The 14,518-nt window shown below is 62.9% G+C and carries 14 protein-coding genes; 10 read left to right on the top strand and 4 right to left on the bottom strand.

Features of this window, described 5'->3' with window-relative positions:
- Positions 1-26: 26 nt before the first annotated feature.
- The 3 genes from NA29_RS13470 to moaE are packed head-to-tail and all read left to right on the top strand — an operon-like array spanning position 27 to position 2,040.
- Complete coding sequence (locus NA29_RS13470; protein ID WP_052252921.1) at positions 27-1,238, top strand: molybdopterin molybdotransferase MoeA; 1,212 nt, start codon at positions 27-29, stop codon at positions 1,236-1,238.
- Positions 1,239-1,285: 47 nt separating this feature from the next.
- Positions 1,286-1,546, top strand: a complete 261-nt coding sequence (moaD, locus tag NA29_RS13465) for a molybdopterin converting factor subunit 1 (protein WP_039398793.1) — start codon at positions 1,286-1,288, stop codon at positions 1,544-1,546.
- A 38-nt stretch (positions 1,547-1,584) separates the two neighbouring features.
- The gene (gene moaE, locus NA29_RS13460) at positions 1,585-2,040 is read left to right on the top strand and encodes a molybdopterin synthase catalytic subunit MoaE (protein WP_039398791.1); all 456 of its coding nucleotides are present in this window, start codon (positions 1,585-1,587) and stop codon (positions 2,038-2,040) included.
- 34 nt (positions 2,041-2,074) lie between these two features.
- Here the strand turns inward: moaE and NA29_RS13455 are convergent, their stop codons facing one another.
- On the bottom strand, positions 2,075-2,635 hold the full coding sequence (locus NA29_RS13455) for a group III truncated hemoglobin (protein WP_231965069.1): 561 nt from the start codon (positions 2,633-2,635) through the stop codon (positions 2,075-2,077).
- Between the two features lie 272 nt (positions 2,636-2,907).
- On the opposite strand from NA29_RS13455, the gene clpB reads away from it, so the two are divergent.
- The 4 genes from clpB to NA29_RS13435 all read left to right on the top strand — a co-directional run bounded on the left by clpB (position 2,908) and on the right by NA29_RS13435 (position 8,450).
- On the top strand, positions 2,908-5,535 hold the full coding sequence (gene clpB, locus NA29_RS13450) for an ATP-dependent chaperone ClpB (protein ID WP_039398788.1): 2,628 nt from the start codon (positions 2,908-2,910) through the stop codon (positions 5,533-5,535).
- 282 nt (positions 5,536-5,817) lie between these two features.
- Positions 5,818-6,408, top strand: a complete 591-nt coding sequence (locus tag NA29_RS13445; protein WP_052252920.1) for a DUF2306 domain-containing protein — start codon at positions 5,818-5,820, stop codon at positions 6,406-6,408.
- Between the two features lie 8 nt (positions 6,409-6,416).
- Positions 6,417-7,598, top strand: a complete 1,182-nt coding sequence (locus NA29_RS13440) for a sensor histidine kinase (protein ID WP_072633289.1) — start codon at positions 6,417-6,419, stop codon at positions 7,596-7,598.
- An 18-nt stretch (positions 7,599-7,616) separates the two neighbouring features.
- Positions 7,617-8,450: a LytR/AlgR family response regulator transcription factor gene (locus NA29_RS13435; protein ID WP_039398787.1), complete on the top strand. Its 834-nt coding sequence runs from the start codon at positions 7,617-7,619 to the stop codon at positions 8,448-8,450.
- Here the strand turns inward: NA29_RS13435 and NA29_RS13430 are convergent.
- Entirely contained in the window at positions 8,413-9,279 is an 867-nt protein-coding gene (locus NA29_RS13430; protein WP_084104229.1) for an AraC family transcriptional regulator, read from the bottom strand. The two genes, NA29_RS13435 and NA29_RS13430, sit on opposite strands and share 38 nt — an antisense overlap.
- Before the next feature lie 254 nt (positions 9,280-9,533).
- Here NA29_RS13430 and NA29_RS13425 point away from each other — a divergent pair, with 254 nt between their 5' ends.
- Complete coding sequence (locus tag NA29_RS13425) at positions 9,534-9,902, top strand: gamma-glutamylcyclotransferase family protein (RefSeq protein ID WP_052253264.1); 369 nt, start codon at positions 9,534-9,536, stop codon at positions 9,900-9,902.
- 15 nt (positions 9,903-9,917) lie between these two features.
- Here the strand turns inward: NA29_RS13425 and NA29_RS13420 are convergent, their stop codons facing one another.
- Positions 9,918-10,721, bottom strand: a complete 804-nt coding sequence (locus tag NA29_RS13420) for a VUT family protein (protein WP_039398783.1) — start codon at positions 10,719-10,721, stop codon at positions 9,918-9,920.
- Positions 10,722-10,725: 4 nt separating this feature from the next.
- Positions 10,726-11,538 carry a hypothetical protein gene (locus NA29_RS13415; protein WP_072633288.1) on the bottom strand — a complete coding sequence of 271 codons (813 nt, stop codon included), beginning with the start codon at positions 11,536-11,538 and terminating at the stop codon, positions 10,726-10,728.
- A gap of 239 nt (positions 11,539-11,777) precedes the next feature.
- On the opposite strand from NA29_RS13415, the gene NA29_RS13410 reads away from it, so the two are divergent.
- Positions 11,778-12,689, top strand: a complete 912-nt coding sequence (locus NA29_RS13410) for a DMT family transporter (protein WP_039403433.1) — start codon at positions 11,778-11,780, stop codon at positions 12,687-12,689.
- A 359-nt stretch (positions 12,690-13,048) separates the two neighbouring features.
- Complete coding sequence (aceA, locus tag NA29_RS13405; protein ID WP_039398781.1) at positions 13,049-14,371, top strand: isocitrate lyase; 1,323 nt, start codon at positions 13,049-13,051, stop codon at positions 14,369-14,371.
- Positions 14,372-14,518 lie beyond the last annotated feature (147 nt).

Genomic DNA, 14,518 nt, shown 5'->3' with positions numbered 1-14,518 from the left:
CGCTTACTGACTCCCGGGCCATTTGCATGCTGAGTACACAAGAAGCCCTTGACGCCGTGCTGGCGGCGGCGCATCCGCTCGACGCGCGTGAGACGGTCGACACACTCGCGGCCAACGGACGCGTGCTGGTGGCCGACGTTGTCGCTACGCTCGACGTCCCGCCGATGGACACGAGCGCGATGGACGGGTACGCCGTTCGCACGGCCGATCTGACGGGCGACGCCACCGTGTTGCCCGTCTCCCAGCGTATCCCCGCCGGGCACGCGCCCGACCCGCTCGCCAGCGGCACCGCAGCGCGCATCTTCACGGGGGCGCCGGTGCCTCCGGGGGCTGACGCCGTTGTGATGCAGGAGCAGTGCGAGGCGCGTGAGGATGGGACGGTCGTGATTCGTCACGCCCCCGAAGCGGGCGAGTTCGTGAACCGTCAGGGCGCGGACATTCGTCGCGACAGCGTGGTGCTGGCGGCCGGTACCCGGCTGCGCGCGCAATCGTTGGGGCTGGCGGCATCCGTCGGCATCGCGAAGCTTCAGGTGGCCCGGCGTTTGCGCGTCGCCGTGTTCTTCACGGGCGACGAACTGACGATGCCCGGTGAACCGTTGCGCGCGGGCAGCATCTATAACTCCAACCGCTTCGTGCTGCGCAGCCTGCTGGAGAATCTGGGCTGCGAGATGACCGATTACGGCATCGTGCCCGACAATCTGGCGGCCACACGCGCGATTCTGCGCGACGCGGCTCGCGGCAACGATCTGATCATCACGTCCGGCGGTGTGTCGGTGGGCGAGGAGGATCACGTCAAGCCGGCGGTGGAAGCCGAGGGGCGTCTGAACCTGTGGCAGATCGCACTCAAGCCGGGCAAGCCGCTCGCGTACGGCGAGGTCAACCGTATGGGCGGTGGCACGGCGCACTTCATTGGCCTGCCGGGGAATCCGGTGTCGAGTTTCGTGACGTTCCTGCTGTTCGTGCGCCCGTTCATCCTGCGTTTACAGGGGGTGACGGACGTGACGCCGCGCCGCATCGCGATGCGCGCCGATTTCACGCAGAAGAAGGCCGATCGTCGCAACGAATTCGTGCGGGCGCGCCTGAACGATCAGGGCGGCCTCGACGCCTTTGCGAACCAAAGTTCGGCAGTCCTCACGTCGACCGTGTGGGGCGACGGCCTCATCGATAACCCGCCGGGACATCGCATCGAAGCGGGGCAGACGGTGGCGTTCCTGCCGTTCTCCGACCTTCTATATTGAGAGACAGGTGCATGGCGCGACATCTCGGGTCATGCACCGGACAGACTATGCAGATCGATCTTCGCTTTTTCGCCAGTGTCCGTGAGGCGCTCAACGTCGCCGAGGAGCGCGTGGACGCGCTGCCTGCCGGGATTGCCACGGTGGGAGACGTGCGGGAATGGCTGTGCGCGCGCGGCCCGGTCTGGGCCGAGACGCTCGGCCCGCAGCGCTCGCTGCGCATGGCGCTCAATCATACGATGGTGCCCGCGTCTACCCGCCTGACGGAAGGTTGCGAAGTCGCGTTCTTCCCGCCGGTAACGGGCGGCTGAGCCACGCGCGCGGTCCATAGCCAAGGAGACGTCATTCCATGCCGATTCGAGTGCAGACCGAGGATTTCGACCTGTCGGAGGAAGTCCGGCGCTTGCGTGCAGACGATCTGCGCGTTGGCGCGGTGGCGACCTTCGTCGGAACGGTGCGCGATCTGAATGACGGGAAGGACGTTTCGCGCATGACGCTCGAACACTACCCGGGCATGACGGAGAAGGCGCTGGAGGCGATTGTCGTGCAAGCGCGCGAGCGCTGGCGCCTATTCGACGCGCTGGTCATCCACCGCTACGGCGACCTTGGACCCGGCGATCAGATCGTGCTGGTCGCGGTCACGTCGGCGCACCGGGGCGACGCCTTTGCCGCCTGCGAGTTCATCATGGACTATCTGAAGACCGAAGCGCCGTTCTGGAAGAAGGAATCCACGCCACAAGGCGAGCGCTGGGTCGACGCCCGTGAGACCGACACGGCTGCCCGCGAGCGCTGGAACATCAAATAACGTCGTCGAACTGCTCTTATTTTCGTCGATCGTATCAATCGTGCTGCCGAGTCGGCCGTCTTTGCTTGATGCTGTCGAGCAAGGCGCGCTGCGCGGGCGGCAACGTGTATTCCCATCCGAATAGGTTTAATTGAAGGCTCTCCGCAATGCGGATGGCCGGTTCCGCGAAGGCGAACGCCGCTTGCGGTTCGAACAGCTTGTCGAGCGTATCGAAGAAGAGCGCGAGCCAGCGGCTGAAGTGCTCGCCGCTGAGATGCCCGAATGGCTGATGCGCCTGCGTCACATTGCCGCGATACCTTTTGGCCCCGAGCACGATACTCGACCAGAACGCGACCATCTTTTCCAGATGCATGTCCCAGCGGCCTTCAAGAGCCTGCCGGAATACCGGGCCGAGCAGGTCGTCGTCGCGAACGCGTCCGTAGAACGTGTGGACGAGCAGGCGTACGGCATCCTCGTCGATATCGGCAATACGGGTGACAGGGGCCGTCGGCCATTCCAGTGGGTCGATGACGGCCTGGCTGGCAGATCTCGAGGTCGTCGGAAGCGTGGATTCGGCGGACATTTCGGCAGGTACGGGGGCCGACGGCGACGTCATTTGGGATGTTTAGGCGCCCGGATGACGCATGGTGCGGCGTGCTGAAAGTAGCTATTATGAGCCTCAAACCCGGGCGTGTCCTGCGGTTGTTCCAACGCACCACGCGTCCGGCGCAGGGGAGCGATTCCGTCGTCTTCCCCGCCCGGCAAGCCTGAAGCCGGCGTCTCGTCAGGCATTGCGCGAAATGTCAAACGTCGCGCTGTAATGCCCCTTGAAACCACAGGGGCTTGTCCGCACATCCGATCCAGAGAGATTTCTTACCGGAGCACTAGATGCGACAAGACAAATTCACCACGCAGTTCCTGGAAGCGCTGGCTGATGCCCAAAGCATGGCAGTCGGTCGCGACCAGCAATACATCGAGCCGCTGCACCTTCTCGCCGCGCTGATCGCACAACCCGAGGGCGCTGCGCGCTCGTTGTTGCAGCGCGCAGGCGTGCAGGTTCAGCCGCTGGCGCACGACATCGAAACGGCCATCGCGAAGTTGCCGCAGGTGCAAGGCACCGACGGCAATGTGCAGGTCAGCCGCGAACTCGCGGGCCTGCTCAATCAGGCCGACAAGGAAGCGCAGAAGCATGGCGACAGCTACATCGCCAGCGAAATGTTCCTGCTCGCGCTCGCCGACGACAAGGGCGACACGGGCAAGCTCGCGCGCGGCCGTGGCCTCACCCGTAAATCGCTGGAAGCTGCCATCGAAGGCGTACGCGGTGGCGCATCCGTCGACAGTCAGGATGCCGAGAACCAGCGCGAAGCCCTCAAGAAATACACGCTCGATCTGACCGAGCGCGCCGCGTCCGGCAAGCTCGATCCGGTGATCGGCCGCGACGACGAAATTCGTCGCACGATCCAGATCCTGCAACGCCGTACCAAGAACAACCCTGTGCTCATCGGCGAGCCGGGGGTGGGTAAGACGGCCATTGTGGAAGGGCTCGCACAACGTATCGTCAACGGCGAAGTGCCGGAGTCGCTCAAGAACAAGCGCGTGCTGGCGCTCGACATGGCCGGGCTGCTGGCCGGTGCGAAGTTCCGCGGCGAGTTCGAAGAGCGCCTGAAGAGCGTGCTCAACGACATTGCCAAGGACGAAGGCCGCACGATCCTGTTCATCGACGAAATTCACACGATGGTCGGCGCGGGCAAGGCCGAAGGTGCGATGGATGCGGGCAACATGCTCAAGCCGGCGCTTGCGCGCGGCGAGTTGCATTGCATCGGGGCCACCACGCTCGACGAATATCGCAAGTACATCGAGAAGGACGCCGCACTGGAGCGTCGCTTCCAGAAGGTGCTGGTCGAAGAGCCGAGCGTCGAAGCGACGATTGCGATTCTGCGCGGCTTGCAAGAGAAGTACGAACTGCACCACGGCGTGGAGATTACCGACCCGGCCATCGTCGCGGCGGCTGAACTCAGCCAGCGCTACATCACCGATCGTTTCCTGCCGGACAAGGCCATCGATCTGATCGACGAAGCTGCGTCGAAGATCAAGATGGAAATCGACTCGAAGCCGGAAGTGATGGACAAGCTCGACCGTCGTCTCATCCAGTTGAAGATCGAGCGCGAAGCGATCAAGAAGGAAACGGACGAGGCGTCGCAGAAGCGTCTGGCGCTGATCGAGGAAGAAATTTCGCGTCTGGAGCGTGAATACGCCGACCTCGAAGAGGTGTGGACGGCTGAAAAGGCGGCGGTGCAGGGCAGTGCGCAGGTCAAGGAAGAGATCGACCGCGTGCGTGCCGAGATCGCCAAGCTGCAACGCGAAGGCAAGCTCGACAAGGTAGCCGAGTTGCAATACGGCAAGCTGCCGCAGCTCGAAGCGCAGTTGAAGGATGCCGATGCCGCCGAAGCGGCGGGGCAGCAGTCGCAACCGCGTCTGTTGCGCACGCAGGTGGGCACGGAAGAGATTGCGGACGTCGTCTCGCGTGCCACGGGCATTCCGGTGTCGAAGATGATGCAGGGCGAGCGCGAGAAGCTGCTCAAGATGGAAGACAAGCTGCACGAGCGCGTGATCGGACAGGACGAGGCCATTACGGCCGTGGCCGACGCCATCCGTCGTTCGCGTGCCGGGTTGGCGGATCCGAACCGTCCGTACGGTTCGTTCCTGTTCCTCGGGCCGACCGGTGTGGGCAAGACCGAGCTGTGCAAGGCGCTCGCGATGTTCTTGTTCGATTCGGAGGATCACCTCATCCGTATCGACATGAGCGAGTTCATGGAGAAGCACAGCGTGGCGCGTCTGATCGGAGCGCCTCCGGGCTACGTCGGGTATGAAGAAGGCGGTTATCTGACGGAAGCCGTGCGTCGTAAGCCGTACAGCGTGATTCTGCTCGACGAAGTTGAGAAGGCGCACCCGGACGTCTTCAACGTGCTGCTGCAAGTGCTGGACGATGGCCGTATGACCGACGGTCAGGGGCGCACCGTGGACTTCAAGAACACGGTGATCGTGATGACGTCGAACCTCGGTTCGTCGATGATTCAGTCGATGGTGGGCGAGCCGCAGGAACGGATCAAGGACGCCGTGTGGACGGAGATCAAGGATCACTTCCGTCCGGAGTTCCTGAACCGGATCGACGAAGTCGTGGTGTTCCACGGACTCGATCAGAAGCATATCGAGTCGATTGCCACGATTCAGATCGAGATCCTGCGTCAGCGTCTGGCGAAGCTCGACATGAATCTCGAAGTCAGCAAGGCGGCGCTCACGCATGTGGCGCGCGAAGGCTTCGACCCGGTGTTCGGGGCACGACCGCTCAAGCGCGCGATCCAGCAGGAGATCGAGAACCCGGTCGCCAAGCTGGTGCTCGCCGGCACGTTCGGCCCGAAGGACACGATCCCGGTCGACTGGCGCAATGGCCGCTTCACCTTCGATGGCGAAACCGCCGCGCAGGTGAACAAGGCGACCGAGGCCGCCGCCGAGTAAGCCTTACCGGTTGACTGGCCGAACCATCCCCGCGTTTCGCAAGAGGCGCGGGGATTTTTTTCGTGTGTGAGGCGATGCGTCGTCCTGTCACAATCGTCGGCGAAAATGCGCGACCACCGCATCGCCTTCCAGGTGGGCGGGTGCTGGCGCGACAAACCGGGCACCGCTCGCGCCGGAGAGGCTGCGGTTGGCGTCGACGGCAAACCGTTCGTCGCAAGCGGGCTGCGAGTCGCGCCGTGCTTGCTTATCGTCAGGTCATGATTCGAACCCTGTGAGGACGTCATGACGACGATAGTAGCGATCCACGTGGCTGTAGCGACGGCTGCCGTCTTGTTAGGCGCGGGCATTCTGCTCATGCGACGCGGCACGCCCCGGCACCGGTGGGCGGGACGCCTGTGGGTGTCGGCGATGACGGCGACGGCGGCGACGAGCTTCGGCATCCGCGAATTGGGGCACGGCAACTTTTCGTGGCTGCATGCGCTTTCGGTGTACGTGCTGGTCGGGCTGGCGCTCGCCGTGCTGGCGATTCGACGCGGCGACGTGATGGCGCACCGGCGGCAGATGATGGGGCTCTTTACCGGGCTGGTCATCGCGGGCGTTGCGGCTGTGGGGGTGCCCGGGCGCACGCTCAGCAACGCGTTCGCGCAGATGTGGCAACATGACGCACGGCCGATAGGGACACTAAAACAGACGCAAAGAGAGACGGTGGATGACGAGCGCAGTGCAGTGTTTCGCCGGGCGCAAAGCAATCCGCTAGCCGAAGCACACGACGAGATACTCGATATAGCACCCACGCGGCCGAAGTCCGGGCCGGGCCTGCTCGCCATGATCGCAGGATCGGGCTGGGGCGAAGCCGGAGGCGCACAACAATGACGTCGACAATGAAATCATCGCAAGCCGCTCAGACCACTCAGGCGGGCCGCGTCATCGAGACGCGTGGCCTGTGGCTTCGTTTTGTGCGTGAACTTGTAGGTGTGCTGCTTTTCAATACGGCCATCGCGCTGGCGCTCTGGTTCATCGGCTTCGGCGGCTCGTTCATCCAGAATCTGGTGTTTGCGCAGTGCATCGGCATTGCCATCACGGTGTTTATCGACGGCGGACGCCGGTTGATCTGGCGTGATGCGCGGCCGTCGATGGCGGGGTTCCTGCTGCTCGTCGCATTCGGTTGCGCCGCTGGTCTGGCGCTCGGCATTGCGACGGGGACGATGCTGCTCGGTCTGCCGATCACGATGTGGCGTCCGGTCAACGGCCATTCGATGCCCATCGTCCTGCTGATCGCGTTGATCGCGACGGCGATTGGCACCTATCACGGCTGGTCGCGGGCGCGCATCGCACAGTTGCGTGAAGAGACGGCGCATCAGGCGTTGCGCGAGGCCGCGGCCGACCGTCAACTGGTGTACGCGCAACTGCGGACGCTTCAGGCGCGACTGGAGCCGCACTTCCTGTTCAACGTGCTGGCGAATCTCGATTCGTTGATCGCGAGCGACCCGGCCCGGGCGCGAGTACTGCTCGGGCACCTGAATCGTTTCTTGCGTGCATCGCTGGCAGCGACCCGCTCGGAGACAACGCCGCTCGCAGACGAGTTTGCGTTGCTCGAAGCGTTACTGGCCATTCAGCAGGTGCGCTTCGGTGAGCGTCTGCGTTACACGTTCGAGTTGCCTGACGAATGTCGCGCTGTGCGTGTGCCCCCTATGCTCGTGCAGCCGCTGGTGGAGAACGCGGTGAAGCACGGCGTCGAACCGCTGTCGGGTGGCGCAAGCGTGGCGGTGAGCGCTTGGTGCGAACGGACGGCCTCCGGCGTGGACCAGATCGTGGTGCGCGTGACGGACGACGGTGCAGGCTTTCCCGTCGCAGGTACGAATGCTGGCGGCGATGCGGCGGGACGTACGTTCGGCATCGGCCTGACGAATATCCGGGAGCGCCTGCGGGTGCTCTTTGGCGACGACGCACGACTCACGCTCACCGAGGGCGTACCGCGAGGCGTCGTTGCCACACTGCGCTTGCCTGTGGCGTTGCCCGGGCAGGGAGCCGAGGCGGGCAGCGCAAATGGCACAGGTTTCTAGTCGCAGAGAGTGGAGTGCATGACATCCCCCGTCGCCCTGATCGCCGAAGACGAACCATTGCTTGCCGACGCGTTGCGCGCCATGCTCGCGCAGGCCTGGCCCGACTTGCAGATGCTGCCCATTGCACCCGATGGCACGTCGGCGATTGCGGCCATCGCCCGATCGCAACCGGACGTTGTGTTTCTCGACATCTCGATGCCGGGTGCGACCGGCATTGAGGTTGCGCAGGCGTGTGCGCGAATGAACCGACCGCCTCAGATCGTGTTCGTGACGGCGTTCGACCGGTTCGCGCTGGAGGCCTTCGACGCGGCGGCCGTCGATTACCTGCTCAAGCCGGTGGCGCCTGAGCGCCTGGCGCGCACGGTTGCGCGCGTGCGCGAACGGCTGGCCGCGCCGACGGGCGATACGCTATCGAAGTTGTTGACGACATTACGTACGCATCTGGATGCGGGAGAAGGGCGGCCGTCCGCGTCATCCGAGAGCGCGCCTGCGGGACAGGCGAATCAAAATGGACAGAAGCCCCGCGAATATCTCCAGTTCGTGCGTGCATCGGTGCGCGACGAAATCCGGATTGTGCCCGTCGAAGAAATTTGCTTTTTCGAAGCGGCGGACAAGTATGTCGTGGTGGCAACGGTCGAAGGTGACCTGCTCATCCGCACGAGTCTGCGCGAGCTACTGCCGCAGCTCGATCCGTCGCGATTCTGGCAGGTGCATCGCAGTACGGTCGTCAATGTGGGGGAAGTCGTGAGCGCGCAGCATACGCCGCTCGGACGCCTGACACTCAAACTCAAACGCCGCAAAGACCGCGTGGCGGTCAGTCGTCAGTACGCTCATCTGTTCCGACAAATGTAGTGTCGGGGGCCGTGGCGAAGAAGTCGGTCGGCGTACGTCCGAAGGTGCGCTTGAACATCGCGGAGAAGGCGCTCTGGCTCCGATAGCCGAGTTCGCGCGCGATACGCGAAAGCGGATAGCCTTTGGACGCCAGCGGAATCGCCTGCGCGAGCAGCGCCTGCTGACGCCATTGCACGAAGCTCATATTGAGTTCCTGACGGAACAGGCGTCCGATCGTGCGCGGGCTGGCACCGGCGAAGCGCGCCCATTGATCGAGCGTCCAGGCGCGGGCCGGATCGGCGAGCATCGCCGTGCATAACGTGAGCAGGCGCTTGTCGCGGGGAAGCGGGACTTCCAGCGGCAGCGGGGAGGCGCGTCGCAGTTCGTCGAGAATCAGCGCGCCGAGCAATTGCTCGCGCGGCGGATCGAGATCCGGGCTGGGCACATCGATCGCGGCGATCAACTCCCGCAGCAGCGCGGACACTTCCACCACGCGACACTGATCGAGACCCGACGGGATCACGTCGGGATGCACGTACAGCGTGCGCAGATACGACGGCTCGTTGACCAGCAGGCTGTGTTCGATGTCGGGGGGAATCCAGATGGCCCGTGAGGGCGGCACGATCCACGCGGCGTCGGCCACGGCGATCTGGATGACGCCTCGCGGGGTGTAAGCGACCTGTGCCCATGCGTGGCGATGATTCGGAACGCGGATGCCATCGCGTAACGGCCGGGCGCGCAAACGCACCGGGCGCGACGGTGTCGGCATGAAGGTGTCCGGTACGACGTAGTTGTCGAACTCGGCCTGAGCGGCGGGCAGGGGGCCGAGGCCCGGCGCCTCGGTATCCATCGGACCGGCTGGCGCGGACATGAGGGTCGGCATGACGTGTGATGGCGACAATTGGAATTTTGTAAGTGTAAACTCGTTGCCTGTCACTTTCGAACCGGATGCATGCCATGCCTAACCTCGCGCCCGATGCGCCTGTTACGCCCGCTACGCCCTCTGCTCCAGCGGTGTCTGTCGAATCCGTGCCGGTCGATGCGCGAACCGATGCCGTGTACGTCTTCGTCTACGGGACGTTGCGCGCGGGAGAGATCAACGACATGATGCGCGCGGCGGAGCGTCACGGTATTGCGGCACCGACGTACGTCGGCACTTCGACGCTAGGCGGGCAGCTTTACGACTTTGGTAGCTATCCGGGTATGGTGTTGGGCGTAGGCATGGACGAGCGCGTGACCGGTGACGTCTACCGGATAGATGCGGCGCTTATCCCCGTGCTCGACGAAATCGAAGCCGTCTATCCGGGCGAGGCAGGCCTATTCGTGCGAGAGATGCTGGACGTCGCGTGCGCCGGTGCCACGTACGCGTGCATCGTCTATCCGGTGGATGCAGCAGCCGTCAGCCAGTTGCCTCGTATCCCGGGCGGCGACTGGATCGCCTATCGCCGGGCACGGGACGCCGACGCAGCGTAGTTGGCGAGGCCGCCGCTATTGACGACTACCCGAGGCTTTCGTGCGTGACAAGCGAAAGCCGAACGGGTTCAGCGACGTGCCGATGTCGTAATGATCGATACCATCTGTGCGTTTGAGCCATCGGGCGAGGCCGACCGTCATCGGCAAAACGAGCCATTGCAGGGCACATTTGAAGACGAATTCGAGCCCGGCCATGCGCGTCATGGCGTCGAGGTCGAGCACGTAAGCGAACGCCACAACCACGAAGACGACGGAATCGAGCAATGCCGCCAACGCACTGCCGACGATGAATCGAAGGCTCGCCAGTCTGCCGTGCATCGCGATCTTCATACGGGCCAGCGTTGCTGCGTTGGCGAATTCACCCACGAGACAGGCCGAGACCGACGCCAGGAACATGTGTGCGATCGACTCGAACCAGTGACGTTGTACCTCGTCCGTGAAGCCGGTTTGGGCGGCCCATGTGGGGTCGGTCGGCAGCATGGCCGTCAACCACAGGAATACAAGCATCACGAGATTTGCGGCAAGGCCGCTCCAGATCACAACCCGGCTGATGCGATAACCGTAGACCTCGGTCAGTACCGACGAGAAGAGATAGGCGAACGGGAAACTGATCAGCGCGGCAGAAAACGTGAGCCGGAACGGCTCGCCCGCGACGGTCCATGGCAGCGTGACTTCACACACGCGCGCGCCCAGCGCATTCGATATCAGGAGAAAACTGACAAAGCCGATGGCCAGCACAATCACGGCCGGTGTGATGTGTGTCGCCTGTTGCGACGGAACGAGGCTCTCGGCAGACAGCGTCGAAGCAAGATCAGTCATACGGTCATTGGCGAACGGTGCGTTGATTGGTGATGGCGACGCCGTGCGTTGAGCGTACGGGATTGATGTCAAGCCCGTAGCGCCGGGTAAAGCGTGCGCGAACGGACAGGCGTGACGGCGTGCATTGCGTGAGGATATCGGCAAAGAGCGTCTCCACGCATTGCTCGATGTACATCTCGCTATCCCGAAACGAGAGAACGTACGCCATAAGCGAACGTGAGCAAATTGGCAGGCCCGTGTAGTCAAACCATACCGTGCCATAGTCGACGCCCCCGCTAAGCGGGCATCGTACGCTCAACAGATCCGAGGTCAGACATTCGCGGGCCGGTGACGCTGGCAAGGTCGTGGCGTCGCGATGGATGCGCAACAGATGGGCATCGACGCCACCTCGGATCACGCCAACGGGCTCAGTATCCAGCGATCGCGCTACCGGCCCACATGCGGCGGTCGTTCGCACCGCCTGGCGCACCGGCGTGCTACGCACGAGGACATAGGCCTGAAGAGATCGCGACAACTCCGACGCGATATGCGATTCCAGTGCTTCCGGCGATTCGAAACGACACTCTCGAAGCGCAAGGAAATAGCGCTGTGCATCTGCCATCTCCAGTGTGTAAGGCGAGTCGCACGGAATCACCATTTCCACAACGGCGATCTGGGGGCGCTCGTGCATGTCCATCCAACTGACTTCATAGTGATTCCACAGGTCGTATCCTCGCGGGACGTTCGTGCTTGCGGGGGGGCGATATTGCAAACGGGATCGGGGAATCGGGTGGAGAGTCGTTCGATGAGAGAGCGCCTGCAAATTTCGATACGTCATTTCGTGTGAAGCTCCGGAGGTTCGACTCACGACCATATCGCACGACGTTTTGGCCCTTCAATGCGCGGATTCCGAAAAGCGGATGGGGTGATTCACCATTTGATGGTGGCGACCCATCGCAGCACCTTCGTCGGGCGACGTCGCCATGTCCGATTATGACCAGCGCTCCCCGTTCCGATGTGGGAGGATTCAGGCATTCCGATCCTTTCGTGGCGGCCGCTTGGGCCGTCAGTCCGACCATGCGTTCATCCGACATCGCCCGTTTGTTGGCGCTCTCCGCCATCTGGGGAGCCAGCTTTCTTTTCATGCGCATCATCGTGCCTGCGCTCGGGCCGTTGCCTACCGCGTTCTTTCGCGTGACGCTCGGGGCTATCGGCCTAGCGGTCATTCTGCTGGCGATGCGCGTTCGTTGGGAATTCAAAGGGTTGCTCGGGGCCGCGATGGTGCTCGGCGTTATCAATTCGGGCATTCCGTTCGTCATGTATTGCCTTGCCGCGCGCGTGCTTCCCGCCGGATATTCCGCGATTCTCAATGCCACCACGCCGCTGATGGGCGTTGTGATCGGCGCGCTGTTTTTCCGTGAGCGTCTGACGGGTGCCAAGAGTCTGGGCGTGCTGCTGGGGCTGATCGGCGTGGCCGTGCTCACGCGCACCGGCCCGGTCACGATGTCCGGACCCGTTCTGATGGGGGCGCTGGCGTGTCTCGTCGCCACGTCGTGCTACGGCCTTGCCGGTTACCTGACCAAGCGCTGGATCACCGAGCGCGGGGGTCTCGATGCGAAGCTCGTGGCATTCGGCAGCCAACTCGGCGCGGCCGTCGTCCTGCTGCCGTTCTTTGGCTACGTGTCGGCGACGTCAGGCATTCCCGGACCCGTGACCGGTGGCGTGTGGGCCGCCATGGCAGCGCTCGGCTTCCTGTGCAGCGCCGTCGCCTATATGTTGTTCTTCCGTCTTATCGCCGATCTCGGACCGTTGCGCTCGCTGACCGTCACTTTCCTGATTCCGCCGTTCGGCGTGCTCTGGGGCGCATTGTTCCTGAACGAAGCCGTCACAATGGCTCACTTCTTCGGCGGATGTTTTATCGCGCTGGCCGTCTGGTTGGTATGTAAGCCGCCGAAGGCGCTACCGTCGACGAGCCGCGCTGCCTCATAAGTCCTGTCCGCATTCCGCTCTCGAAGGCCGATGACCTGTGTCATCGGCCTTTTTTCATGATGTGGAATGTCTTTGCGGTGCGTAAAAATTTGCGCTGCTTGGCACAACATGATGATTTCAGGAAGGAAAACAGCGTTTCATATTAAGAAATTATTTTGTTATGTATTTGATTTATATAAATAAAAAAGATGTGATTGAACGCAGATTCGTTCTGTTGCGTTGCGTGAGAAATCCCTAAACTCTTATACAAGACCTGCCGATTTGGAGACGCTGAGCGCGGTCAACCGCGGGGCCGGCGATCCCAGGGCAGCAAAGAGTCACCCCCTTTTATTTGTATCGAGAAACCAGGAGAGATCATCATGACGACGCGCCAAGAGCAAGTGAAGCAACTCGAACAGGACTGGGCGAACAACCCGCGCTGGAAGGGCATCAAGCGTGGCTACTCGGCCGAAGACGTGGTGCGCCTGCGTGGTTCGATCCAGCCGGAACAAACGCTGGCCCGCCGTGGCGCCGAGCGTCTGTGGAACATGATCAATGAGAAGCCGTTCGTGAACGCGCTCGGCGCGCTCACCGGCAATCAGGCCATGCAGCAGGTCAAGGCGGGTCTTGAAGCCATCTATCTGTCGGGCTGGCAAGTCGCTGGCGACGCCAACCTCGCTGGTGAGATGTACCCGGACCAGTCGCTGTACCCGGCCAACTCGGTGCCGCAGGTCGTGCGCCGCATCAACAACACCTTCACGCGCGCTGACCAGATTCAATGGTCGGAAGGCAAGAACCCGGGCGATGAAGGTTACATCGATTACTTCGCACCGATCGTGGCCGACGCGGAAGCTGGCTTCGGCGGCGTACTTAACGCCTTCGAACTGATGAAGGCAATGATCGAAGCCGGTGCCGGTGGCGTTCACTTCGAAGACCAGTTGGCCTCGGTCAAGAAGTGTGGCCACATGGGCGGCAAGGTGCTCGTGCCGACGCGTGAAGCTGTCGCGAAGCTCGTTGCGGCGCGTCTGGCGGCTGACGTGCTCGGCGTGCCGACCGTGCTCATCGCTCGTACCGATGCCGAAGCGGCCGACCTGATCACGGCCGACGTCGACCCGCTCGACCAGCCGTTCTGCACCGGCGAGCGCACCGTCGAAGGCTTCTACCGCACGCGTAACGGTCTGGATCAGGCCATCGCTCGCGGTCTGGCCTACGCACCGTACGTCGATCTGGTGTGGTGCGAAACGGGCAAGCCGGATCTCGAATTCGCCAAGCAATTCGCGGAAGGCATCCACAAGCACTTCCCGGGCAAGATGCTCTCGTATAACTGCTCGCCGTCGTTCAACTGGAAGAAGAACCTCGACGACGCGACCATTGCCAAGTTCCAGAAGGAACTCGGTGCAATGGGCTACAAGTTCCAGTTCATCACGCTGGCCGGCTTCCACAGCCTGAACTACTCGATGTTCAACCTGGCGCACGGTTACGCCCGTCGTCAGATGAGCGCCTTCGTGGAGTTGCAGGAAGCCGAATTCGCCGCTGCCGACAAGGGCTTCACGGCGGTCAAGCACCAGCGCGAGGTGGGTACGGGCTACTTCGATGCCGTCACGCAAACGATCGAGCGCGACGCATCGACCACGGCCCTGAAGGGTTCGACGGAGGACGAACAGTTCTTCGACGAAAAGAAGGCGCAGGTCAAGGCAGCCTGACAGGGCTGAGGGAGGGCGCGATGCGCCCGTCAGCGACGATGCGCGTGGGGGCACGTCGTACGCTGGCGGAACAGTATCGCGTCAGGACCGCGCGTCCGGCTTATCCGGCCGGGGCAGTTGGGGCGGCGTTCCCGTCGTCGTCCTGAC

The organism is Pandoraea sputorum, from assembly GCF_000814845.2.
Taxonomy (GTDB): Bacteria; Pseudomonadota; Gammaproteobacteria; order Burkholderiales; family Burkholderiaceae; genus Pandoraea; species Pandoraea sputorum.
This window is presented reverse-complemented; position numbering and strand designations above follow the sequence as displayed.

Coding starts and splice junctions, on each gene's coding strand:
- NA29_RS13470 (WP_052252921.1), top strand. CDS start 27: ATGCTGAGTACACAAGAAGCCCTTGACGCCGTGCTGGCGGCGGCGCAT.
- moaD (WP_039398793.1), top strand. CDS start 1,286: ATGCAGATCGATCTTCGCTTTTTCGCCAGTGTCCGTGAGGCGCTCAAC.
- moaE (WP_039398791.1), top strand. CDS start 1,585: ATGCCGATTCGAGTGCAGACCGAGGATTTCGACCTGTCGGAGGAAGTC.
- NA29_RS13455 (WP_231965069.1), bottom strand. CDS start 2,635: ATGACGTCGCCGTCGGCCCCCGTACCTGCCGAAATGTCCGCCGAATCC.
- clpB (WP_039398788.1), top strand. CDS start 2,908: ATGCGACAAGACAAATTCACCACGCAGTTCCTGGAAGCGCTGGCTGAT.
- NA29_RS13445 (WP_052252920.1), top strand. CDS start 5,818: ATGACGACGATAGTAGCGATCCACGTGGCTGTAGCGACGGCTGCCGTC.
- NA29_RS13440 (WP_072633289.1), top strand. CDS start 6,417: ATGAAATCATCGCAAGCCGCTCAGACCACTCAGGCGGGCCGCGTCATC.
- NA29_RS13435 (WP_039398787.1), top strand. CDS start 7,617: ATGACATCCCCCGTCGCCCTGATCGCCGAAGACGAACCATTGCTTGCC.
- NA29_RS13430 (WP_084104229.1), bottom strand. CDS start 9,279: ATGGATACCGAGGCGCCGGGCCTCGGCCCCCTGCCCGCCGCTCAGGCC.
- NA29_RS13425 (WP_052253264.1), top strand. CDS start 9,534: ATGATGCGCGCGGCGGAGCGTCACGGTATTGCGGCACCGACGTACGTC.
- NA29_RS13420 (WP_039398783.1), bottom strand. CDS start 10,721: ATGACTGATCTTGCTTCGACGCTGTCTGCCGAGAGCCTCGTTCCGTCG.
- NA29_RS13415 (WP_072633288.1), bottom strand. CDS start 11,538: ATGACGTATCGAAATTTGCAGGCGCTCTCTCATCGAACGACTCTCCAC.
- NA29_RS13410 (WP_039403433.1), top strand. CDS start 11,778: ATGCGTTCATCCGACATCGCCCGTTTGTTGGCGCTCTCCGCCATCTGG.
- aceA (WP_039398781.1), top strand. CDS start 13,049: ATGACGACGCGCCAAGAGCAAGTGAAGCAACTCGAACAGGACTGGGCG.